Genomic DNA, 22,671 nt, shown 5'->3' on the forward strand with positions numbered 1-22,671 from the left:
TAATCAAAACATGATGCCGATTCCGCGCAATAAATTGCCAGATATACCTAATTTGGTAGTATGCCCACACTGTTTGTATAAATGGACGGATTTTGCGTTCAGTTTTGCATTTTCGCGCCGCTTTATCACTTTCATGCCTGTTTCATAACTGTCGGAGTTAACACAAGGATGCGATTAACGACGAAATTTTCAGCTTTTGTGACGCTGCTTACAGGGTTAACGATCTTCGTAACTCTGATCGGCTGCTCGCTGAGTTTCTATAACGCGATTCAATATAAGTTCACCACCCGTGTTCAGGCGGTGGCGACAGCGATTGATACGCACCTTGTCTCCCGCGATGTCGTTGCGCTAACCCCGCAAATCGATGAACTGATGGTTTCGGTGGATATCGTGCGCGTCGAACTGCTACAGGGCGAACACGTGGTGTATGACCACTCCCGAACCAGCAGCTACCGCCCGGCGGGGACGAACAATCTGTATCGTGATGTCACCGTCCCGTTGGTCAAACACCCGGGCATGTCGCTGCGTCTGGTTTATCAGGATCCCATGGGCAACTATTTCCATTCGCTGATGACTACCGCGCCGCTCACGTTGGCGATTGCTTTCATTATATTGATGCTCTTTTTGTCTGTGCGCTGGCTTCAGCGTCAGCTTTCAGGTCAAGAGTTGCTGGAGATTCGTTCAACGCGCATTCTTAACGGCGAACGTGGACCGAACGTGCGGGGGACTGTTTATGAATGGCCTGCGCGTACCAGTAGCGCGCTCGATATGCTGCTGACCGAAATTCAAAGTGCCCGCGAGCAACGTAGCCGACTGGATACGCTGATTCGTTCCTATGTGGCGCAGGATACAAAAACCGGGCTAAGCAACCGCCTGTTCTTTGATAACCAACTGGCAACGCTGCTGGAAGATCAGGAAAAAGTGGGATCGCATGGCGTCGTGATGATGGTACGCCTGCCGGACTTTACACTGCTGCGCGATAGCTGGGGAATTACCCTTGCGGAAGAACAAATTTCAACGCTAATCAATTTGTTGTCGACTTTTATGACGCGCTATCCGGGCGCGTTGCTGGCGCGCTACCACCGTAGCGATTTTGCCATCCTGTTGCCACACCGCACGCTGAAAGAGGCGGAAAGTATTGCCGGGCAATTATTAAAAGCGGTAGATGCGCTTCCGGCTAATAAAATGATCGACCGTGCCGATATGGTTCATATTGGCATTTGTGTTTGCCGCAGCGGTCAGTCGACGGAACAAGTGATGGATCACGCCGAAGCCGCCACGCGGAACTCGGTATTGCAGGGTGGGAACAGCTGGTCGGTCTATGATGACTCACTACCGGAAAAAGGTCGGGGTAACGTACGCTGGCGAACGCTGATCGAACAGATGCTCAGCCGGGGTGGACCCAGAATTTATCAAAAGCCTGCGGTAACCCGTGAAGGACGGGTGCACCACCGGGAGCTGATGTGCCGTATTTTTGATGGCAGCGAAGAGGTTATTTCGGCGGAATATATGCCGATGGTCCTGCAGTTTGGCCTGGCTGAAGAATATGACCGTCTGCAAATCAGCCGTCTGATCTTACTGTTGGGCTATTGGCCGCAGGAAAACCTGGCGATGCAGACAACGGTTGAATCGCTAATTCGCCCACGTTTTCAGCGCTGGCTACGTGATACGCTGATGCAGTGCGAAAAATCATTACGCAAACGCATAATTATTGAACTTGCTGAGGCAGATGTCTGTCAACATATCAGCCGGTTACAGCCCGTCATCAGATTGATGAATGCGCTGGGTGTGCGAATTGCCGTTACGCAGGCGGGTTTAACGCTGGTGAGCACCAGTTGGATCAAAGAGCTTAACGTTGAGTTATTGAAGCTGCATCCAAGCCTGGTGAGGAATATTGATAAGCGAACCGAAAACCAGCTCCTGGTGCAAAGCCTGGTGGAGGCTTGTTCTGGAACACCAACGCAGGTTTACGCCACGGGCGTTCGTTCGCGTAGCGAGTGGCATACGCTGACGGAACGCGGAGTTGCGGGTGGGCAAGGGGATTTTTTTGCCGCATCACAGCCACTTGACACTAACGTGAAAAAATATTCGCAAAGATACTCGGTTTAACCTGCCGTTTAATTCGTTTTCACGTAGAATAACGCGCGCTGTGCCTTCTGGGGGTGTGCTTGTCTGCTCGCCAGGTTGTAACAGCAAACATGCAGGTGAATGACCTTTGACAGGTTGCAAACAAAAGCGAGGAGTGCTGCTGATTTATTCAGCCCTGATGGACTCAGGCCGATTTTGTAACAAAGGAAACGAACTGCACTAATTTTCACCGTAGCAGATGATTTTTGCGCCTTGTCGCTGCTGCGTGTGGTTGGTAAAGTAAGCGGATTTTGTTTTCCGCCCCAGCTTTCAGGATTATCCCTTAGTATGTTGAAAAAATTTCGTGGCATGTTTTCCAATGACCTGTCCATTGACCTGGGTACCGCGAATACCCTTATTTATGTAAAAGGACAAGGCATCGTATTGAATGAGCCTTCTGTTGTGGCCATTCGTCAGGATCGTGCCGGCTCGCCAAAAAGCGTAGCCGCAGTGGGCCATGACGCGAAGCAGATGCTGGGTCGTACACCGGGCAATATCGCTGCCATTCGCCCAATGAAAGACGGCGTTATCGCTGACTTCTTCGTGACTGAAAAAATGCTCCAGCACTTTATCAAACAAGTGCACAGCAATAGCTTCATGCGCCCAAGCCCGCGCGTACTGGTATGTGTACCGGTTGGAGCAACTCAGGTTGAACGCCGCGCGATCCGTGAATCCGCCCAGGGCGCAGGTGCCCGTGAAGTATTCCTGATCGAAGAGCCGATGGCGGCTGCGATCGGGGCGGGTCTGCCAGTTTCTGAAGCAACCGGTTCTATGGTTGTGGATATCGGTGGTGGTACAACTGAAGTTGCCGTTATCTCCCTGAACGGCGTGGTTTACTCCTCTTCTGTACGTATTGGCGGCGACCGCTTCGACGAAGCCATCATTAATTATGTTCGTCGTAACTACGGTTCTCTGATCGGTGAAGCCACCGCAGAACGTATTAAACACGAAATCGGTTCCGCTTATCCGGGCGACGAAGTGCGCGAGATCGAAGTTCGCGGCCGTAACCTGGCTGAAGGTGTTCCACGCGGCTTTACCCTGAACTCCAACGAGATTCTGGAAGCCCTGCAGGAACCGCTGACCGGTATCGTGAGTGCGGTGATGGTTGCACTGGAACAGTGTCCGCCAGAACTGGCGTCTGACATCTCCGAACGCGGCATGGTACTGACCGGTGGCGGTGCTCTGCTGCGTAACCTTGACCGTCTGTTAATGGAAGAAACCGGTATTCCAGTTGTTGTTGCTGAAGATCCGCTGACCTGCGTGGCGCGCGGTGGCGGCAAGGCGCTGGAAATGATCGATATGCACGGCGGCGACCTGTTCAGCGAAGAGTAATCGGATGCAGGTAGGGTAGCCCGCGGGTTGCCCTTCCGCTCTGATACGAGAATACGCATAGACTATGAAGCCAATTTTTAGCCGTGGCCCGTCGCTACAGATTCGCCTTATTCTGGCGGTGCTGGTGGCGCTCGGCGTTATTATTGCCGACAGCCGCCTGGGTACGTTTAGTCAAATACGAACGTACATGGATACCGCCGTCAGTCCTTTCTACTTTATCTCAAATGGTCCTCGTGAATTACTCGACGGCGTTTCGCAAACGCTGGCTTCTCGTGACCAACTCGAACTTGAAAATCGGGCGTTGCGTCAGGAACTGCTGCTGAAAAACAGCGAGCTGCTGATGCTGGGGCAATATAAACAGGAGAACGCGCGTTTGCGTGAGCTGCTGGGATCGCCGCTGCGTCAGGACGAACAAAAGATGGTGACGCAGGTCATCTCGACGGTTAATGACCCTTACAGCGATCAGGTGGTGATCGACAAAGGGAGCGTTAACGGTGTCTACGAAGGTCAGCCGGTTATTAGCGACAAAGGCGTTGTGGGTCAGGTCGTAGCGGTGGCTAAACTGACCAGCCGCGTGCTGCTGATTTGCGATGCGACGCATGCTCTGCCCATTCAGGTACTGCGTAACGATATCCGCGTGATCGCTGCCGGTAACGGCTGCACCGACGATCTTCAGCTCGAACACCTGCCGGCCAACACCGACATTCGCGTTGGCGATGTGCTGGTTACCTCGGGTCTGGGGGGACGTTTCCCTGAAGGCTATCCGGTTGGTGTTGTTTCTTCCGTTAAGCTGGACACTCAGCGCGCTTATACCGTGATTCAGGCACGCCCGACCGCGGGTCTGCAGCGTCTGCGTTATCTGCTGCTGTTGTGGGGCGCCGATCGTAACGGCGCAAATCCGATGACGCCAGAGGAAGTGCACCGCGTTGCCAATGAACGTCTGATGCAAATGATGCCGCAAGTTCTGCCTGCACCAGATGCCATGGGGCCGCCTGCACCAGTGCCAGCTCCCGCAACAGGCGTGACTCCAGCGCCTGCGGGTACCACGCCGCCACAACCTGCTCCGCGTAAGCCGGGAGGACAGTAAGTGGCAAGCTATCGTAGCCAGGGACGTTGGGTGATTTGGCTCTCGTTCCTTATTGCACTGTTGCTGCAAGTCATGCCCTGGCCGGACGATATTCTGGTTTTCCGGCCAAACTGGGTACTGCTCATCTTGTTGTACTGGATCCTGGCGCTGCCGCATCGCGTAAATGTGGGCACGGGGTTTGTGGTGGGTGCCATACTGGATCTCATCAGCGGCTCCACGCTTGGCGTGCGCGCATTGTCGATGAGTATCATTGCTTATCTGGTCGCGCTGAAATTCCAGCTATTCCGTAACCTCGCGCTCTGGCAACAGGCGCTGGTGGTCATGTTGTTATCACTGGTCGTGGATATTATTGTTTTCTGGGCCGAGTTTTTAGTGATCAATGTCTCTTTCAGACCCGAAGTGTTCTGGAGTAGTGTAGTGAATGGTGTGCTTTGGCCATGGCTATTCTTACTGATGCGTAAAGTCCGTCAGCAGTTTGCGGTGCAATAAGGTTGATATGAATACTCTGTATCTTGCTTCAGGTTCTCCACGTCGTCAGGAGCTGCTCGCTCAGCTTGGTGTTAGGTTTGAACGGCTGGTGCCTGGGATTGAAGAACAGCGACACCCGCAGGAGAGCGCGCAGCAGTATGTTTCGCGTCTGGCACGCGAAAAAGCGCAGGCTGGCGTGGCGCTGGCGCAGCGTGATTTGCCGGTATTGGGTGCAGATACCATTGTTATCCTTAATGGCGAAGTGCTGGAAAAACCACACGACGACGCCCATGCCGCAGCAATGCTGCGCAAACTGTCGGGTAAAACGCATCAGGTCATGACCGCCGTGGCATTGGCCGACCGCCGGCACAGTCTGGACTGTCTGGTGGTGACGGAAGTGACGTTCAGAGCACTAACCGATGAGGACATCGCGGGCTATGTTGCCAGCGGTGAACCAATGGATAAAGCAGGTGCATACGGTATTCAAGGGTTGGGTGGCTGTTTTGTCAGGAAGATCAATGGCAGCTATCACGCCGTAGTCGGCTTACCGCTGGTAGAAACGTATGAGTTGCTGACCAATTTTAACGCACTGCGTGAGAAAAGGGATAAACATGACGGCTGAATTGTTGGTAAACGTAACGCCATCGGAAACTCGGGTGGCTTACATTGATGGCGGTATTCTGCAGGAAATTCATATTGAACGTGAGGCGCGACGCGGAATCGTAGGCAATATCTACAAAGGTCGTGTAAGTCGTGTACTTCCGGGTATGCAGGCGGCTTTTGTAGATATTGGACTGGATAAAGCCGCATTTCTTCACGCTTCAGACATCATGCCGCACACCGAATGCGTGGCGGGTGAAGAACAAAAACAGTTCACCGTGCGCGACATTTCTGAACTGGTGCGCCAGGGCCAGGATCTGATGGTGCAGGTGGTAAAAGATCCGTTGGGTACTAAGGGCGCACGCCTGACGACGGACATCACGCTTCCTTCCCGTTACCTCGTCTTTATGCCGGGTGCTTCGCACGTTGGCGTTTCCCAACGTATCGAAAGCGAAACCGAACGCGAACGCCTGAAAAAAGTGGTGGCGGATTACTGCGATGAACAGGGCGGATTCATCATTCGCACAGCGGCGGAAGGCGTCTGCGAGGAGGATCTAGCCTCGGATGCTGCCTACCTGAAGCGCGTCTGGACTAAAGTCATGGAGCGTAAAAAGCGCCCGCAAACACGCTACCAGATGTACGGCGAACTGGCGCTGGCGCAGCGCGTGTTGCGTGATTTTGCCGATGCCCAGCTTGACCGGATCCGCGTTGACTCTCGTCTGACCTATGAAGCGTTGCTGGAGTTCACAGCGGAATATATCCCCGAGATGACCAGCAAGCTGGAACATTACAGCGGGCGCCAGCCCATTTTTGATCTCTTTGACGTTGAGAATGAAATCCAGCGCGCGCTGGAACGCAAGGTTGAACTGAAATCTGGCGGCTATCTGATCATCGATCAAACTGAAGCAATGACCACCGTCGATATCAATACCGGAGCGTTTGTTGGGCATCGTAATCTCGACGACACTATCTTTAATACTAATATTGAAGCAACGCAGGCCATTGCTCGTCAGCTGCGTCTGCGTAACCTCGGCGGCATTATCATTATCGATTTTATCGACATGAATAATGAAGACCACCGTCGACGGGTGCTGCACTCTCTGGAACAGGCGCTGAGCAAGGATCGCGTAAAAACCAGCATCAACGGTTTTTCTCAGCTGGGCCTGGTGGAGATGACGCGCAAACGCACGCGTGAAAGCGTGGAGCATGTGTTGTGCAACGAGTGTCCGACCTGTCATGGGCGCGGTACGGTGAAAACCGTGGAAACTGTATGCTATGAAATCATGCGCGAAATCGTGCGGGTACACCATGCATATGACTCCGATCGTTTCCTGGTTTATGCATCTCCGGCAGTGGCTGAAACCCTGAAGGGTGAAGAGTCACATGCGTTGGCGGAAGTGGAAATCTTTGTCGGCAAACAGGTTAAAGTACAAGTCGAACCGCTGTATAACCAGGAGCAGTTCGACGTTGTCATGATGTAATCTGGCCTGGTAAACGCCCAATGGCGATACCTTGCAGGCCGGAGAAGGCGTTCACGCCGCCATCCGGCAAGACGGTTTTGTGAGTCACATTTTTTGGTAGACAAGGAGAGGCGCGTGAGGCGATTGCCGGGGATATTACTGCTCACTGGAGCCGCATTCGTTGTCATCGCAGCGCTGCTGGTCAGTGGGCTGCGCCTTGCGCTACCTCATCTTGATAGCTGGCGTCCGGCCATCCTTGGCAAGATTGAATCCGCCACCGGTCTGCCCGTCTCCGCCAGCCAACTTTCCGCTAGCTGGCAAAATTTCGGGCCTACTCTTGAAGCGCGCGATATCCACGCGCAGCTTAAAGACGGCGGTGAATTTTCGGTAAAGCGGGTCACATTAGCGCTGGATGTGTGGCAAAGCTTGCTGCACATGCGCTGGCAGTTTCGCGATCTCACTTTCTGGCAGTTGCAGCTGCGTACCAACACCCCCATCCAGCGCAGCGAAAGCGGTGATGGAATTGAAGCCGGCCACCTGAGCGATCTCTTCCTGCGTCAGTTTGATCATTTCGATCTACGCGACAGCCAGATTAGCTTTTTAACCCTCTCAGGCCAGCGTGCAGAACTGGCGATCCCACAGCTTACCTGGCTTAACGGTAAAAATCGGCATCGCGCTGAAGGCCAGGTCAGTCTCTCCAGTTTGACCGGGCAGCACGGTGTTATGCAGGTTCGAATGGATCTGCGTGATGACAACGGGCTGTTGAATAACGGTCGGGTCTGGCTGCAGGCCGACGATATCGACGTCAAGCCGTGGCTGGGTAAATGGATGCAGGATAATGTCGCGTTGCAAACCGCGCGTTTTAGCCTGGAAGCATGGATGACGATCAGAAAAGGCGTCGTTTCCGGCGGCGATGTCTGGCTGAAAAAAGGTGGGGCAAGTTGGCTGGGAGAGAGTCGTACGCACACGCTCTCCGTCGATAACCTGACAGCGCACATCAGCCGCGAACAGTCGGGCTGGCAATTCTCCATTCCCGATACCCGTATCACGATGGATGATAAACCCTGGCCAAGCGGGGCGTTAGCGCTGGCCTGGATCCCTGAACAGGAAGTCGGCGGCGAGAATAACAAACGCAGCGACGAGCTACGCATCCGCGCCAGCAATCTGGAGCTGGCCGGGTTAGAAGGGCTGCGTCCGATGGCGGCCAAGTTATCGCCTGCGCTGGGTGATATCTGGCGGGCCACGCAGCCGAGCGGCAAAATAGATGTGCTGGCGCTGGATATCCCGTTACAGGCAACAGAAAAAACCCGCTTCCAGTCCTCGTGGACCAATCTGGCCTGGAAACAGTGGAAGCTGCTGCCAGGGGCAGAGCATTTCTCCGGTACGCTTGCGGGCAGCGTTGAAAACGGGGTGCTCACTGCTTCCATGAAGCAAGCTAAAATGCCGTATGAAACCGTCTTTCGCGCACCGCTGGAAATAGAGGACGGCGTAGCGACGCTAAGCTGGCTGAAGAATGATAAAGGTTTCCAGTTAGATGGGCGCAACATTGATGTTAAAGCGAAAGCGGTACACGCACGCGGTGGTTTTCGCTATCTGCAGCCCGCCAATGATGAGCCATGGTTGGGCATTCTGGCAGGTATCAGCACCGACGATGGCTCTCAGGCCTGGCGTTACTTCCCGGAAAACCTGATGGGCAAAGAGCTGGTTGATTACCTCAGCGGCTCTATTCAGGGCGGCGAAGCGGATAACGCCACGTTGGTGTATGGCGGCGACCCGCATCTGTTCCCGTATCTACACAATGAAGGGCAGTTCCAGGTACTGGTGCCGCTTCGCAATGCGAAGTTTGCTTTCCAGCCCGACTGGCCCGCGCTGACTGACCTTAATATTGAACTGAACTTCATTAACGACGGTCTGTGGATGAAGACCGATAGCGTTAATCTGGGCGGTGTGAAGGCCAGTAATCTGACGGCTAACATCCCCGACTATGCCAAAGAAAAACTGCTGATTGATGCCGACATCAACGGGCCGGGCAAGGCGGTTGGACCTTATTTTGATGAGACGCCATTGAAGGATTCACTCGGCGCTACGCTTGAGCAGTTGCAGATTGACGGCGATGTGAATGCTCGCTTACATCTTGATATTCCGCTAGACGGCTCGCTGGTTACCGCCAAAGGTGACGTCAACCTGCATAATAACAGCCTGTTTATTAAACCGCTCGACAGCACGCTGAAGAATTTGAATGGTAAATTCAGCTTTATCAACGGTGATCTGAAGAGCGAGCCGATGACCGCGAACTGGTTTAATCAGCCGCTGAACGTCGACTTTTCCACGACCGAAGGGGCGAAAGCCTATCAGGTAGCCGTGAATCTGCAAGGTGACTGGCAGCCAAGCCGCATGGGGATTTTACCGACGCAGGTCAACGACGCGTTGAATGGCAGCATAGCGTGGAATGGCAAGGTAGGAATCGATCTTCCGTATCATGCCGGGCCGACCTACAACGTTGAGTTAAAGGGCGATCTCAAGAATGTAAGTAGTCACTTACCTTCTCCGCTGAATAAGGCGGCCGGTGAGGCGTTGCCGGTGAACGTTAAGGCCAACGGCAATCTGCGCAGCTTTGATCTGACCGGCAACGCTGGCAGTAAAAATCATTTTAATAGCCGCTGGCTGCTGAATCAGAAACTGACGCTTGACCGCGCAATCTGGGCGTCGGAAAGCCGCACCGTGCCCGCGTTACCCGATCAACAAGGCATAGAGCTTAATCTTCCCCCTATGGATGGCGCGCAATGGCTGGCGTTATTCCAGAAAGGCGCTGTGGATAACGTGGGCAGCAACGCTAACTTCCCACAGCGCATCACGGTGCGTACGCCATCGTTATCCCTGGGCGGTCAACAGTGGAATAATTTGAGTATCGTTTCTGAGCCTGCGAGCAATGGCTCCACCGTGCAGGCGCAGGGCCGTGAAATTAACGCCACGCTGGCTATGCGCAATAATGCGCCGTGGCTGGCCAATATTAAGTATCTTTATTACAACCCAAGCGCGGCAAAACCGTCACAAAATAGTACGCCAGCCTCGCCGTTCTCAGCCATCGACAACGTCAGCTTCCGTGGCTGGCCGGACCTTCAGCTGCGCTGTGCCGAGTGCTGGATGTGGGGACAGAAATACGGGCGCATTGACGCCGATGTAGCGATTAAAGGCGACACGCTCACCTTGAGTAACGGTCTGTTGGATACGGGTTTTGCCAGACTGACCACCGACGGCGTGTGGGTGAATGCGCCGGGCAAGGAGCGAACGTCGCTGAAGGGTAAACTGAGCGGCAATAAAATTGACTCCGCAGCCGGTTTCTTTGGCGTATCAACGCCGATTCGCAATTCTTCATTCAACGTGGAGTATGATCTGCATTGGCGTAATCCGCCGTGGGATCCTGATGTAGCCTCGCTGAATGGTATTTTGCGTACCCGGCTGGGCAAAGGCGAACTTACCGAAATCAGTACCGGACATGCGGGGCAATTGTTACGTCTGCTAAGCTTCGATGCGTTACTGCGTAAACTGCGCTTTGATTTTAGCGACACCTTCAGCGAAGGCTTCTATTTCGACTCGATTCGCAGCACGGCGTGGATCAAAGATGGCGTGATGCATACCGACGACACGCTGGTGGATGGTCTGGAAGCCGACATTGCGATGAAAGGTTCGGTGAACCTGGTACGCCGGGATCTGGACATGGAAGCCATCGTTGCACCAGAAATATCTGCCACCGTAGGGGTTGCCGCCGCGTTTGCCGTCAACCCGATTGTTGGTGCGGCGGTGTTTGCCGCCAGTAAGGTGCTGGGGCCGCTGTGGAGCAAAGTCTCGATTCTGCGCTATCGCATCACCGGTCCGGTCGATAAGCCGCAAATTAACGAAGTTCTGCGTCAGCCGCGCAAAGAAAGCCAGCAATGATTTGACGGGGGCGAGTAATTGCCCCAATCTCAGTACATAGTATTGCCGGATGGCGCAGCGCTTATCCGGCCTACAGCAGCCTAACAACGTAGGCCGGATAAGGCGTTTTTTCCGCTATCCGGCAGAATTAAATGAGTAATCAAAACGATGAGTCTGAACCTGGTAAGTGAACAATTGCTAGCGGCAAATGGCCTGAAACATCAGGATCTGTTTGCCATCCTGGGCCAACTGGCCGAACGCCGTCTTGATTACGGCGATCTCTATTTTCAGTCGAGCTATCACGAATCCTGGGTTTTAGAAGACCGCATCATTAAAGATGGTTCTTACAATATCGATCAGGGCGTTGGCGTGCGCGCCATCAGCGGCGAGAAAACAGGGTTTGCCTATGCAGACCAGATTAGCCTGTTGGCGCTGGAACAAAGCGCTCATGCCGCGCGTACTATCGTGCGTGACAACGGTGACGGCAAAGTAAAAACGCTGGGGGCCGTGGAGCATCAGGCGCTTTACACCTCGGTTGATCCGTTGCAGAGCATGAGCCGTGAAGAAAAACTCGATATCCTGCGCCGCGTAGACAACGTGGCCCGTGCCACCGACAAACGCGTCCAGGAAGTGACCGCCAGCCTGACCGGTGTTTATGAACTGATCCTGGTGGCCGCGACTGATGGTACGCTGGCCGCTGACGTCCGCCCGCTGGTACGTTTGTCCGTAAGCGTACAGGTCGAAGAGGACGGTAAGCGTGAGCGCGGCGCCAGCGGTGGCGGCGGTCGTTTTGGCTATGACTATTTCCTTGGCGACCTCGATGGTGAAGTCCGTGCCGACGCGTGGGCGAAAGAGGCCGTACGCATGGCGTTAGTCAATCTGTCCGCGGTAGCAGCGCCTGCTGGTACGCTGCCGGTGGTACTCGGCGCTGGTTGGCCTGGCGTTCTGCTGCATGAAGCGGTCGGTCATGGTCTGGAAGGTGATTTTAACCGCCGTGGCACCTCGGTATTCAGCGGTCACATGGGTGAACTGGTGGCATCAGAACTGTGTACCGTTGTGGATGATGGCACAATGGCGGACCGTCGTGGTTCCGTGGCTATCGATGACGAAGGGACACCGGGTCAGTACAACGTGCTGATCGAAAACGGCATTCTGAAAGGCTACATGCAGGACAAACTGAATGCGCGCCTGATGGGCGTAGCGCCAACGGGTAACGGTCGCCGTGAATCTTACGCGCACCTGCCGATGCCGCGTATGACCAACACCTATATGCTGCCGGGGAAATCCACGCCGCAGGAAATCATCGAATCCGTTGAATACGGTATTTATGCGCCTAACTTTGGCGGCGGTCAGGTGGATATCACCTCCGGGAAATTTGTATTCTCGACGTCCGAAGCGTATCTGATTGAAAACGGTAAAGTGACCAAACCGGTGAAAGGCGCAACGCTGATTGGCTCCGGTATCGAAGCGATGCAGCAGATTTCGATGGTGGGTAACGACCTGAAACTGGATAACGGGGTTGGCGTTTGCGGTAAAGAAGGACAGAGCTTGCCGGTGGGCGTGGGCCAGCCGACGCTGAAGGTGGATAACTTGACCGTAGGTGGCACCGCGTAACGACCCGGTCGCCGGATAGCGCTCAGCGTATCCGGCCTGGAATGTGCGCTGGCACTGAATGTAGGCCCGGTAAGCAAAGCGCTACCGGGCTTTTTTATTTCTCTTTGCCCCGGCCGTACATCCCCTGAAACAGCTGCGCCACATCGACAAAATAATCCGTCAGATAGTTAATCACTACCTGGACCTTGAGCGGTAGTTTGTCTTTTTCGGTATACAGCGCATAGACCGGACGTGGATCCGACTGGTAGCGGGGCAGCAGGATCTCCACTTCGCCACGATTGATCTCATTGATCACCCACATCAGCGGCACATAGGCAATACCCGCGCCTGCGGCCAGCCAGCGCACCAGCGTCATCGGATCGTTAGTCACGAAGCGCCCTTCTGGGATCAGGCGGGTAGAGATCCCCTCCGGAGCGATAAGTTCGAATTCATTATCCGGGCGCACGCTGTATTCCAGCCACGAGTGGTTACTGAGATCGGCGGGTTTTTCCGGCACGCCAAACTGCGCGAGATAGCTTTTAGCGGCGCAGACCACCATCGGCATGGTTCCCAGGCGACGTGAAAACAGGCTGGAGTCCTGCAACGCGCCGACGCGAATAACCACGTCCAGACCGTCGGCGATTAAATCCGGTGCCGGGATGCCTGTTACCAGATTTACCGTCAATCCTGGATACTCTTTCAGCATCGTTGCGGTCAACCCAGCGAGGACATTTTGTGCCATGGTTGAAGAACAGCCAATGCGCAAGGTGCCGATGGGCGTGTTGTTAAAGGCATAAAGCTGTTCGTGAACATCCTGTGCTTCGTGCAGCATCCGGCGGCAACCCTGATAATAAATTTTACCGGCTTCAGTTAGCCCAATGCTGCGTGTGCTGCGGTTTAGCAGCTTGACCTGTAGCTCATCTTCCAGTTTAGAGACCGTCTGGCTTATCGATGAAACGCTCATTTGTAACTGTCTTGCGGCGGCGGTGAAGGAGCCCAGTTCGACAACTTTGGCAAACACCGACATACGTTTTAATCGTTCCATTGTTCACTCTGACTTAAAAGTGATTTAGATCACATAATATAGATAACAGCATAACAGTTACGTTAATATATTATTATTCAAATAACAGCTATGTCGCTCTCGCCTGGCTCATCCTTGCCCTTCTCTGCGGTGACATACGCTAGAAAATCTATCACCTGCACTCTCTTAAGCTACCAAGGTCAACATGAGTCTGTTTCCCGTTATCGTGGTGTTTGGTCTGTCCTTCCCACCGATTTTTTTCGAATTACTTTTGTCACTGGCGATTTTCTGGCTGGTGCGCCGGGTACTGGTTCCAACTGGCATCTATGATTTTGTCTGGCACCCGGCTCTGTTTAACACCGCGCTGTATTGCTGCCTGTTCTATTTAATAACGCGCCTGTTCGTTTGAGGTTGAAGTGAAAACACTAACAAGAAAACTCTCCCGTACGGCCACGACTCTCGTACTGGTCATTCTGGCCTTCATCGCCATTTTCCGCGCATGGGTGTTCTACACCGAGTCGCCGTGGACGCGTGATGCGCGCTTCAGCGCCGACGTTGTGGCAATAGCCCCGGATGTCGCCGGGCTTATCACTAACGTTAACGTTCATGATAATCAACTGGTGAAGAAAGACCAGGTCCTGTTTACCATCGATCAGCCGCGCTATAAAAAAGCGCTCGAAGAAGCGGAAGCAGACGTCGCCTACTATCAGGTGTTATCACAGGAAAAACGCCAGGAAGCCAGCCGTCGTAACCGGCTGGGCGTGCAGGCTATGTCTCGTGAAGAGATCGACCAGTCAAACAATGTCCTGCAAACCGTATTACACCAGCTTGCGAAAGCGCAGGCGACCCGCGACCTGGCGAAATTAGATCTGGAACGTACCGTCATTCGCGCTCCAGCAGATGGCTGGGTGACTAACCTGAACGTCTACAGCGGCGAATTTATTACTCGCGGCTCTACGGCGGTGGCGTTGGTCAAACAGCATTCTTTTTATGTGCTGGCCTATATGGAAGAAACCAAGCTGGAAGGCGTCCGCCCTGGGTATCGCGCAGAGATCACCCCGCTGGGCAGTAATCATGTGCTGAAGGGCACCGTTGATAGCGTGGCGGCTGGCGTAACGAATGCCAGCAGCACGCGGGACGCAAAGGGTATGGCGACCATTGATTCCAATCTCGAATGGGTGCGTCTGGCGCAGCGTGTACCGGTGCGAATTCGTCTTGATGAGCAGCAGGGAACCCTGTGGCCTGCGGGGACTACGGCTACCGTCGTCATTACCGGCAAGCAGGATCGCGATGCAAGCCGGGAATCCTTCTTCCGTAAAATGGCGCACCGCCTGCGCGAGTTTGGCTAATCGTGATGGACATTTTCTCTATTGCCAACCAGCATATCCGCTTTGCGGTAAAACTGGCGTGCGCGATTGTACTGGCGCTGTTCGTTGGCTTTCACTTCCAACTTGAGACCCCGCGCTGGGCGGTGCTGACCGCCGCCATTGTGGCGGCTGGCCCGGCCTTTGCCGCTGGCGGAGAGCCCTATTCTGGTGCTATACGCTATCGCGGCATGCTGCGTATTGTCGGGACATTTATCGGCTGTATTGCTGCACTGATCATTATCATCAGCATGATCCGCGCCCCGTTATTGATGATCCTGGTGTGTTGTATCTGGGCCGGTTTTTGTACCTGGATCTCGTCGCTTGTGAAGATCGAAAACTCCTATGCCTGGGGACTTTCGGGCTATACGGCGCTGATCATCGTCATTACCATCCAGGCTGAACCGCTGCTGACGCCGCAATTTGCGCTCGAACGCTGTAGTGAAATAGTGATGGGGATTGTCTGTGCTATTGTGGCCGATCTGCTCTTTTCGCCCCGTTCGGTGAAACAGGAGATTGATGTCGAACTGGACAGCCTGCTGGTGGCGCAGTATCAGCTTATGCAGTTGTGCATTAAGCATGGTGACAGTGAAGAAGTGGACAAAGCCTGGGGCGATTTAGTCCGGCGTACGGCGGCACTGGAAGGCATGCGAAGTAACCTGAATATGGAGTCCTCACGCTGGGGGCGGGCTAACCGCAGACTCAAAGCATTGAACACGCTGTCACTCACGCTCATCACGCAGTCCTGCGAAACCTATCTTATTCAGAACACTCGACCCGAACTGATCACTGATACCTTCCGCGAGTTGTTCAATATGCCGGTTGAAACGGTGCAGGATGTTCATAAACAGTTGAAGCGGATGCGGCGGGTGATTGCCTGGACCGGTGAACGCGAAACGCCGATTACGATATATAGTTGGGCTGGCGCCGCGACGCGCTACCTGTTGCTCAAACGCGGTGTACTGAGTAATACCAAAATTAGCGCCACGGAAGAAGAGATCCTGCAAGGTGAGCCAGTGGTGAAGGTGGAGTCTGCCGAGCGCCATCATGCGATGGTCAACTTCTGGCGCACCACGCTTTCTTGTGTGCTGGGAACTTTATTCTGGCTGTGGACCGGATGGACCTCCGGCAGCGGCGCAATGGTGATGATTGCGGTTGTCACTTCGCTGGCAATGCGTTTGCCCAACCCGCGCATGGTGGCGATTGACTTTATTTACGGTACGTTGGCGGCGTTACCGCTCGGGGCGCTCTATTTCCTGGTGATTATCCCCAATACGCAACAAAGCATGTTGTTACTGTGCCTGAGCCTGGCGGTGCTGGGGTTCTTTCTGGGTATAGAGGTACAGAAACGACGGCTGGGATCAATGGGGGCGCTGGCCAGCACTATTAATATCATCGTGCTGGATAACCCGATGACCTTCCACTTTAGCCAGTTCCTTGATAGTGCGCTGGGGCAAATTGTTGGCTGCGTGCTGGCATTTATCGTCATTCTGTTGGTGCGCGATAACTCTCGTGACAGAACGGGTCGCGTGTTGCTCAACCAGTTTGTCTCGGCAGCGGTTTCAGCGATGACCACCAACGTGGTACGTCGTAAAGAAAACCACCTCCCGGCGCTTTATCAGCAGCTGTTTTTGCTGATGAACAAATTTCCCGGCGACCTGGCGAAGTTTCGCCTGGCGCTGACGATGATCATTGCACATCAGCGCCTGCGCGATGCGCCGATACCGGTAAACGAGGATCTATCCGCGTTCCATCGCCAGCTTCGTCGCACTGCGGATCACGTGATTTCCGCAGGCAACGACGACAAGCGCCGACGCTACTTTAGCCAGCTGCTGGAAGAGCTTGAGATCTATCAGGAGAAATTAATCATCTGGCAAGCGCCACCGCAGGTGACCGAGCCGGTAAAACGACTTAGCGGGATGCTGCACAAATACCAGCATGCGCTGACCAGTAATTAAGAGTTGGAAACCGACGCTAAAAGCGTCGGTTTTTTTATGGCTATACTTACCTGAAAATGCAGGAGGTTCCTGCATATTGATGGTCTGTAGAGTGACTGGCGTCGGGATGGTGGCTATAGATGAACATCTATACATTTGATTTTGACGAGATAGAAGACCAGGGGGATTTCTACCGTGAGTTTACGCGCGCGTTCGGTCTCGCCCGGGAAAAGGTGGTTGATTTAGATTCTCTGTGGGAGGTGGTTATCGGGGACGTTTTACCGCTGCCGCTGGAGATTGAATTTGTTCATTTGCCGGACAAGTTACGCAGGCGATACGGCGCGCTGATTTTACTGTTCGATGAAGCGGAAGAAGAGCTGGAAGGACAGCTGCGCTTTAACGTTCGTCACTCAATGTAAGGCATAAAAAAGCCCCCGGCAGGCGGGGGCAAGTCGTCGGACTAGACGACGAGGGTTTATTTGTAGAGTTCTGCAGTCGCGTGCCAGTGAGCGCCTTCACGGAGTTCGGTGACGCGATAGCTGCTGGCACCCGCTTTTTCAGCTTTAGCGGCGATAGCCTGACGCATGTCCATTGGTGAGCTACCGATCTGAGATACGGAGATGCTGCCCATGGATTGCAGGTTCTGTGCTTCTTGTGAGTTCACCTGAGTCACTGCGGCGCTTGCACCGAAAGAGAGAACAGAAAGAAGGCTTAAGGTTGCAATAGTTGTTTTGATTTTCATGATATTTACCTCGTCGAATTCTTTTATTGGGGTCTGCGTTTCGTGACCCTCATCACAAAATCAAGTATACACTAATCACTCGATAAATTAATACCACGCTAATTGTTTCCGTGCGGGTTAAGTATTAAGAAAAATATTTTTTATAACAAAACGGAATTAAAAATAGGGTTTTAAGCATCAATTTTATAATAAATTCAATTAAATCATTGAGATATGAATTTTTGCAAAATGTGCGTTTTTAACTCTTCATATTCGCTATGTGAATGACTTTTGACGGTTAAACGCACCATTTGTTAAATCAATGGCAGTGGATAATAGAGGGAGGAGGGTGGATACAGAGGTTTTTCCCCGCCGCGAGGCGACGGGGAGGAAGTATTACAGCTCTTGTTCAAACAGTTCCAGAATGGCTTCGTACAAATCTTTTACCGTAAAACCCTTAGCTGGGGTGGTGAAGATGGTATCGTCACCGGCAATTGTACCCAGAATACCTTCCGCTTTACCTAATGAGTCCAGCAGACGTGCAATCAACTGAGCAGCGCCAGGGCTGGTATGAATAACCACAACTGCATCGTTGTAATCGATATCCAATACCAGATTTTTCAGTGGACTGGATGTTGTAGGTACCCCTAACTCTGCCGGCAGGCAGTACACCATTTCCATTTTCGCATTGCGGGTACGCACGGCGCCGAACTTGGTCAGCATGCGAGAAACCTTGGACTGATTGATATTATCAAAGCCCTGATCCTGCAACGCGAGGACGATTTCGCCCTGAGAGCTGAACTTTTCTTCTTTAAGCAGCGCTTTAAACGCCTTTACTAATTCTTCTTGTTTTGCCGAGCTTCGCATAAGTCACCCGTAATATGGCGGTAGAAACAACATTATTGTGCATACAGATGAATTTTTATGCAAACAGTCTGCCTTGTTCAAGGCTGAAATAATGTTATGAAAGAGCGGAATTTTATCAAATTTCGTTATCAAGAAACATGCCTGTGTCACGGCTCGCAAATAAGGTTAAAAGTAAATTAAATGTTATCAAATTGATGTTGTTTTGAGAGGTGGGTAGGGTATATTGTCAGCACCTGTTGGAAAGTTGCTCTACTGTGCGGGTGGTTTTGAATTACGTAACTTAGGTTTTATTTTACGTAAGTTAAATGCATAAAAGCCAAATTTGCGTGACTACGCATTCTTGACGCGTGGTTGTTGTATTCGTTGGATTTGTGAATTAAGGTCGCCGCCGCGGAGCAATAGACACTTTGCTTATCAATATAATAAGGAGTTTAGGATGAAAGTTGCAGTCCTCGGCGCTGCTGGTGGTATCGGTCAGGCGCTAGCATTACTGTTAAAAACCCAACTGCCTTCAGGTTCAGAACTCTCCCTGTACGACATCGCTCCAGTAACGCCTGGCGTGGCCGTTGATTTGAGCCATATCCCTACTGCTGTGAAAATCAAAGGCTTCAGCGGCGAAGACGCTACCCCTGCACTGGAAGGTGCTGATGTGGTACTGATCTCTGCGGGTGTCGCACGTAAACCGGGTATGGATCGTTCCGACCTGTTCAACGTTAACGCCGGTATCGTGAAGAACCTGGTGCAGCAGGTTGCTAAAACCTGCCCGAAAGCATGTATCGGTATCATCACCAACCCGGTGAACACGACCGTTGCTATCGCTGCAGAAGTGCTGAAAAAAGCAGGCGTATACGATAAGAACAAACTGTTTGGCGTGACCACGCTGGACATCATCCGCTCCAACACCTTTGTTGCGGAACTGAAAGGCAAGCAGCCTGGTGACGTTGAAGTCCCGGTTATTGGCGGCCACTCTGGCGTGACCATTCTCCCGCTGCTGTCACAAATCCCAGGCGTGAGCTTCACTGAGCAAGAAGCGGCAGACCTGACCAAACGTATCCAGAATGCAGGTACTGAAGTTGTGGAAGCTAAAGCCGGTGGCGGATCTGCAACCCTGTCTATGGGTCAGGCTGCAGCACGTTTCGGCCTGTCACTGGTTCGCGCTCTGAGCGGCGAAAAAGGCGTGGTTGAATGTGCTTACGTTGAAGGCGACGGCCAGTATGCTCGCTTCTTCTCTCAGCCGCTGCTGTTGGGTAAAAACGGCGTAGAAGAACGCCAGTCTATCGGCAAGCTGAGCGCATTTGAGCAGAGCTCGCTGGAAGGTATGCTGGATACGCTGAAGAAAGATATCACCCTGGGTGAAGAGTTCGTTAAATAATGCCTTTATGTAGGCCGGATGGCGGTGTTTAACACTTTATCCGTCCTACAAATATCGCGAATTTGACGCATAAAAAAACCGGAGCTATCTCCGGTTTTTTTACATCATTTCGTTTGTGATTTAGTTTGTAGCCGGGTATTCCTGAATCGTTACCTGCAGCGTCAACTGCTTGTCATCACGCATCACGACAACAGAGATAACCGAACCTGGGCGAATCTCTGCCACCTGGTCCATGGTTTCCAGCGCAGATACTGCCGGTTTGTTATTGACCGAAATAATCAGATCGTTAACCTGAATTCCTGCCTGCGCAGCCGGACCGTCTGGAGCCACTTCGTTAACCACAATCCCCTGAATTTGATCCATCCCGCCGCCCTGGGCGTGCAGTGGCGCAATTTCGCGACCGCTGATGCCGATGTAGCCACGAATCACGCGCCCGTCACGAATCAGCTTATCCATGATTTTGGTTGCCAACTGAAACGGAATAGCAAAGCCGATCCCTTCCGGGGTTTCGCCATCGTTGCTCTTATCAAATGACAGCGTGTTAATACCCATTAACTCGCCCAGCGAGTTGACCAACGCGCCGCCAGAGTTGCCGTGGTTGATGGAGGCATCCGTTTGCAGGAAGTTTTGCCGTCCAGTCGGGTTCAGGCCAATACGACCGGTGGCGCTGATAATCCCCTGAGTGATGGTTTGCCCAAGGTTGTACGGGTTACCAATGGCGAGGACGACATCGCCGATGTGCGGCACGCGTTTGTTATTAATTGGAATTGTCGGCAGTCCGCCAGTCGCGTTGATTTTCAGCACCGCAAGATCGGTTAACGTATCAGAACCCACTAGCAGCGCTTCGAATACACGCCCATCCTGCAACGCGACGATGATTTGGTCGGCGTCATTAATGACGTGCTTATTGGTAATGATATAGCCGCGCTGATCCATGATAACGCCTGAGCCGAGTGTGCGGATCTCAAGCTGGTTATGTGCTGTGCTGTTCATACTACGGTTATAAACGTTAACGACGGCAGGCGCTGCACGGCGAACCGCCGGGTTATAGCTGGCGGGCGTTTCATCTGCACTGTCGAACTGTGGCGCGGTAAGCGTATTTATTTTTCGCAGAGAGGGCATCGCGGCCAGCAGAATAGCGCCGACGATTAAACCAATCGCGACCGAACGTAAAAGCTTCACAAACATGATGGCGGCGTCATTAATAAAGGGAACGGCAGCAGCATATCACGAGTTTACCGGACATCACACGGGAGGCTGATGTCCGGTTGCATGCGTTAACGCAGGAGCAGGTAAATACTCTCGTTACCACGAACTACCTGCAGAGCGATGATCGACGGTTTCGTTTCCAGCACTTTACGCATTTCGGCGATCGAGTTTACACGATCGCGGTTAACGCCAATGATAACGTCATCTTTATGCAGACCGGCCTGCGCGGCTGGGCTACTTTTTTCAACGTTATCAATTTTGATGCCTTTGGTGCCGTCTTTAAGCTGACCGTCACTGAGCGTAGCCCCTTGCAACGCAGGAGCAATCATCTCCGCGCTGGCGGACGATGATGTACTGGTATCCAGGGTTACTTCAACCTCCAGCGGTTTACCGTTACGCAGCAGGCCCAGTTTGACTTTAGTCCCTGGTTCGGTTGTCGCTATGCGTGAACGCAGTTCGGCGAAGCTGTTGAGCGGTTTGCCGTTGAGGCTGGTAATGACATCACCAGACTTCACACCTGCTTTTGCGGAGCCAGAGTTAGGCAGAACCTCGCTGACAAACGCGCCGCGCTGCACGTCCAGTTTGAACGCTTTGGCGATATCGGCAGTCATTTCGGTGCCTTTAATTCCCAGCAGACCACGTTTGATTTCACCAAACTGCATCAGTTGCTGCGCCAGCGTGCGTGCCATATTGCTCGGGATCGCAAAACCAATACCGATGCTACCGCCGCCGGGGGCCAGAATCGCGGTGTTAATGCCAATCAGCTCACCATTGAGGTTTAGCAACGCGCCGCCGGAGTTACCCCGGTTGATGGAGGCATCGGTCTGAATAAAGTTTTCCAGACCTTCCAGGTTCAACCCGCTGCGACCCAAAGCCGATACGATGCCGGAGGTGGCCGTTTGCCCCAAACCAAACGGGTTACCCACGGCCACCGCGAAATCACCGACGCGGAGTTTGTCGGAGTCGGCAATGGCAATTTGCGTCAGGTTGCTGGGGTGTTGAATTTGCAGCAGAGCGATATCGCTCTGGTCGTCGCTGCCGATAAGCTTAGCGTCGAACTCACGGCCATCATTAAGCTGAACGCTGATTTTTTGCGCCTGATTGATGACGTGATTATTGGTCAGGACGTAGCCTTTGGCGGCATCAATGATGACCCCGGAACCCAGCCCTTCAAAAGGTTGTGCAGGTTGATCGGGAAGTTCATCACCAAAAAACTTTTTGAACTCTTCCGGGACTTTCTGCCCCTGAGCGGCGGTGCCTTCGACCCTTACGCTCACCACGGCAGGTAACACTTTCTCCAGCATCGGTGCGAGGCTGGGGAGCGCAGCCTGACCGGGAACCTGGCCGGGAATCGACGCTACGGCTGGGAATGGCGCCGAGAGAGTTAACCCGACACTTAACGCTAATGCACTCAACAGCTGGGTTTGTTTTTTCATGGATCCTGCTCTCGTACCTTGAGTAAACGGAAGATGATTCAAAACAGTTTGATGTTATTGAATTTTCGGTTTGGTCACAATGAGGCTAACGACTAAATAATAGCTGGGACAGGAAGAGAAGCGGAGGGCGCAATTGCTGCGCCCAATAAATTTCTTAAC

18 protein-coding genes are annotated in these 22,671 nt (G+C 53.1%); 13 read left to right on the top strand and 5 right to left on the bottom strand.

From position 1 onward, the window contains the following. Positions 1-168: 168 nt before the first annotated feature. From csrD to tldD, 8 genes are all read left to right on the top strand, one after another. Positions 169-2,109, top strand: a complete 1,941-nt coding sequence (gene csrD, locus HVZ39_RS02210; protein WP_016154717.1) for an RNase E specificity factor CsrD — start codon at positions 169-171, stop codon at positions 2,107-2,109. A gap of 306 nt (positions 2,110-2,415) precedes the next feature. After that, on the top strand, positions 2,416-3,459 hold the full coding sequence (mreB, locus tag HVZ39_RS02215; RefSeq protein ID WP_000913396.1) for a rod shape-determining protein MreB: 1,044 nt from the start codon (positions 2,416-2,418) through the stop codon (positions 3,457-3,459). 64 nt (positions 3,460-3,523) lie between these two features. Further along, on the top strand, positions 3,524-4,546 hold the full coding sequence (gene mreC / locus HVZ39_RS02220; RefSeq protein ID WP_016154716.1) for a rod shape-determining protein MreC: 1,023 nt from the start codon (positions 3,524-3,526) through the stop codon (positions 4,544-4,546). Continuing rightward, positions 4,547-5,035: a rod shape-determining protein MreD gene (gene mreD / locus HVZ39_RS02225; RefSeq protein WP_003025196.1), complete on the top strand. Its 489-nt coding sequence runs from the start codon at positions 4,547-4,549 to the stop codon at positions 5,033-5,035. Positions 5,036-5,042: 7 nt separating this feature from the next. Further along, positions 5,043-5,636 carry a nucleoside triphosphate pyrophosphatase gene (locus HVZ39_RS02230; protein ID WP_065554780.1) on the top strand — a complete coding sequence of 198 codons (594 nt, stop codon included), beginning with the start codon at positions 5,043-5,045 and terminating at the stop codon, positions 5,634-5,636. Next, positions 5,626-7,095: a ribonuclease G gene (gene rng, locus HVZ39_RS02235; protein ID WP_003828822.1), complete on the top strand. Its 1,470-nt coding sequence runs from the start codon at positions 5,626-5,628 to the stop codon at positions 7,093-7,095. Before HVZ39_RS02230 ends, rng begins: the two co-directional genes overlap by 11 nt. A 114-nt stretch (positions 7,096-7,209) precedes the next feature. Further along, positions 7,210-11,010, top strand: coding sequence for an AsmA2 domain-containing protein YhdP (gene yhdP, locus HVZ39_RS02240; RefSeq protein ID WP_181633184.1), 3,801 nt, complete (start codon positions 7,210-7,212; stop codon positions 11,008-11,010). A 147-nt stretch (positions 11,011-11,157) separates the two neighbouring features. After that, complete coding sequence (gene tldD, locus HVZ39_RS02245) at positions 11,158-12,603, top strand: metalloprotease TldD (protein WP_019077799.1); 1,446 nt, start codon at positions 11,158-11,160, stop codon at positions 12,601-12,603. 94 nt (positions 12,604-12,697) lie between these two features. Here tldD and aaeR read toward each other — a convergent pair whose 3' ends face one another. Then, positions 12,698-13,627, bottom strand: coding sequence for an HTH-type transcriptional activator AaeR (aaeR, locus tag HVZ39_RS02250; protein ID WP_016157586.1), 930 nt, complete (start codon positions 13,625-13,627; stop codon positions 12,698-12,700). Between the two features lie 184 nt (positions 13,628-13,811). On the opposite strand from aaeR, the gene aaeX reads away from it, so the two are divergent. The 4 genes from aaeX (at position 13,812) to HVZ39_RS02270 (ending at position 17,326) form a co-directional block, all read left to right on the top strand. Continuing rightward, positions 13,812-14,015 (top strand): p-hydroxybenzoic acid efflux pump operon protein AaeX, encoded by a 204-nt coding sequence (aaeX, locus tag HVZ39_RS02255; protein WP_003025177.1) that lies wholly within the window; start codon positions 13,812-13,814, stop codon positions 14,013-14,015. Positions 14,016-14,022: 7 nt separating this feature from the next. After that, positions 14,023-14,955, top strand: a complete 933-nt coding sequence (gene aaeA, locus HVZ39_RS02260) for a p-hydroxybenzoic acid efflux pump subunit AaeA (protein ID WP_016154711.1) — start codon at positions 14,023-14,025, stop codon at positions 14,953-14,955. 5 nt (positions 14,956-14,960) lie between these two features. After that, the gene (gene aaeB, locus HVZ39_RS02265) at positions 14,961-16,928 is read left to right on the top strand and encodes a p-hydroxybenzoic acid efflux pump subunit AaeB (protein WP_181633185.1); all 1,968 of its coding nucleotides are present in this window, start codon (positions 14,961-14,963) and stop codon (positions 16,926-16,928) included. A 119-nt stretch (positions 16,929-17,047) separates the two neighbouring features. After that, complete coding sequence (locus HVZ39_RS02270; RefSeq protein ID WP_016154709.1) at positions 17,048-17,326, top strand: barnase inhibitor; 279 nt, start codon at positions 17,048-17,050, stop codon at positions 17,324-17,326. Positions 17,327-17,382: 56 nt separating this feature from the next. On the opposite strand, the gene yhcN is transcribed toward HVZ39_RS02270, so the two are convergent. Then, on the bottom strand, positions 17,383-17,649 hold the full coding sequence (gene yhcN / locus HVZ39_RS02275) for a peroxide/acid stress response protein YhcN (RefSeq protein ID WP_003025165.1): 267 nt from the start codon (positions 17,647-17,649) through the stop codon (positions 17,383-17,385). A 375-nt stretch (positions 17,650-18,024) separates the two neighbouring features. Then, positions 18,025-18,495 carry a transcriptional regulator ArgR gene (gene argR / locus HVZ39_RS02280; RefSeq protein WP_003025162.1) on the bottom strand — a complete coding sequence of 157 codons (471 nt, stop codon included), beginning with the start codon at positions 18,493-18,495 and terminating at the stop codon, positions 18,025-18,027. A gap of 436 nt (positions 18,496-18,931) precedes the next feature. On the opposite strand from argR, the gene mdh reads away from it, so the two are divergent. Further along, positions 18,932-19,867, top strand: a complete 936-nt coding sequence (gene mdh, locus HVZ39_RS02285) for a malate dehydrogenase (protein ID WP_008785953.1) — start codon at positions 18,932-18,934, stop codon at positions 19,865-19,867. Between the two features lie 120 nt (positions 19,868-19,987). On the opposite strand, the gene degS is transcribed toward mdh, so the two are convergent. After that, positions 19,988-21,055, bottom strand: coding sequence for an outer membrane-stress sensor serine endopeptidase DegS (degS, locus tag HVZ39_RS02290; RefSeq protein WP_003025154.1), 1,068 nt, complete (start codon positions 21,053-21,055; stop codon positions 19,988-19,990). A gap of 89 nt (positions 21,056-21,144) precedes the next feature. Beyond that, complete coding sequence (gene degQ, locus HVZ39_RS02295; protein WP_047413942.1) at positions 21,145-22,512, bottom strand: serine endoprotease DegQ; 1,368 nt, start codon at positions 22,510-22,512, stop codon at positions 21,145-21,147. Between the last annotated feature and the right edge of the window lie 159 nt (positions 22,513-22,671).

Source organism: Citrobacter sp. RHB35-C21, from assembly GCF_013816515.1.
GTDB classification, from domain to species: Bacteria; Pseudomonadota; Gammaproteobacteria; order Enterobacterales; family Enterobacteriaceae; genus Citrobacter; species Citrobacter braakii.

Excerpts from the sequence above, each read along its gene's own strand:
- csrD (WP_016154717.1), top strand. The coding sequence starts at position 169 with ATGCGATTAACGACGAAATTTTCAGCTTTTGTGACGCTGCTTACAGGG.
- mreB (WP_000913396.1), top strand. The coding sequence starts at position 2,416 with ATGTTGAAAAAATTTCGTGGCATGTTTTCCAATGACCTGTCCATTGAC.
- mreC (WP_016154716.1), top strand. The coding sequence starts at position 3,524 with ATGAAGCCAATTTTTAGCCGTGGCCCGTCGCTACAGATTCGCCTTATT.
- HVZ39_RS02230 (WP_065554780.1), top strand. The coding sequence starts at position 5,043 with ATGAATACTCTGTATCTTGCTTCAGGTTCTCCACGTCGTCAGGAGCTG.
- rng (WP_003828822.1), top strand. The coding sequence starts at position 5,626 with ATGACGGCTGAATTGTTGGTAAACGTAACGCCATCGGAAACTCGGGTG.
- tldD (WP_019077799.1), top strand. The coding sequence starts at position 11,158 with ATGAGTCTGAACCTGGTAAGTGAACAATTGCTAGCGGCAAATGGCCTG.
- aaeR (WP_016157586.1), bottom strand. The coding sequence starts at position 13,627 with ATGGAACGATTAAAACGTATGTCGGTGTTTGCCAAAGTTGTCGAACTG.
- aaeX (WP_003025177.1), top strand. The coding sequence starts at position 13,812 with ATGAGTCTGTTTCCCGTTATCGTGGTGTTTGGTCTGTCCTTCCCACCG.
- aaeB (WP_181633185.1), top strand. The coding sequence starts at position 14,961 with ATGGACATTTTCTCTATTGCCAACCAGCATATCCGCTTTGCGGTAAAA.
- HVZ39_RS02270 (WP_016154709.1), top strand. The coding sequence starts at position 17,048 with ATGAACATCTATACATTTGATTTTGACGAGATAGAAGACCAGGGGGAT.
- yhcN (WP_003025165.1), bottom strand. The coding sequence starts at position 17,649 with ATGAAAATCAAAACAACTATTGCAACCTTAAGCCTTCTTTCTGTTCTC.
- argR (WP_003025162.1), bottom strand. The coding sequence starts at position 18,495 with ATGCGAAGCTCGGCAAAACAAGAAGAATTAGTAAAGGCGTTTAAAGCG.
- mdh (WP_008785953.1), top strand. The coding sequence starts at position 18,932 with ATGAAAGTTGCAGTCCTCGGCGCTGCTGGTGGTATCGGTCAGGCGCTA.
- degS (WP_003025154.1), bottom strand. The coding sequence starts at position 21,055 with ATGTTTGTGAAGCTTTTACGTTCGGTCGCGATTGGTTTAATCGTCGGC.
- degQ (WP_047413942.1), bottom strand. The coding sequence starts at position 22,512 with ATGAAAAAACAAACCCAGCTGTTGAGTGCATTAGCGTTAAGTGTCGGG.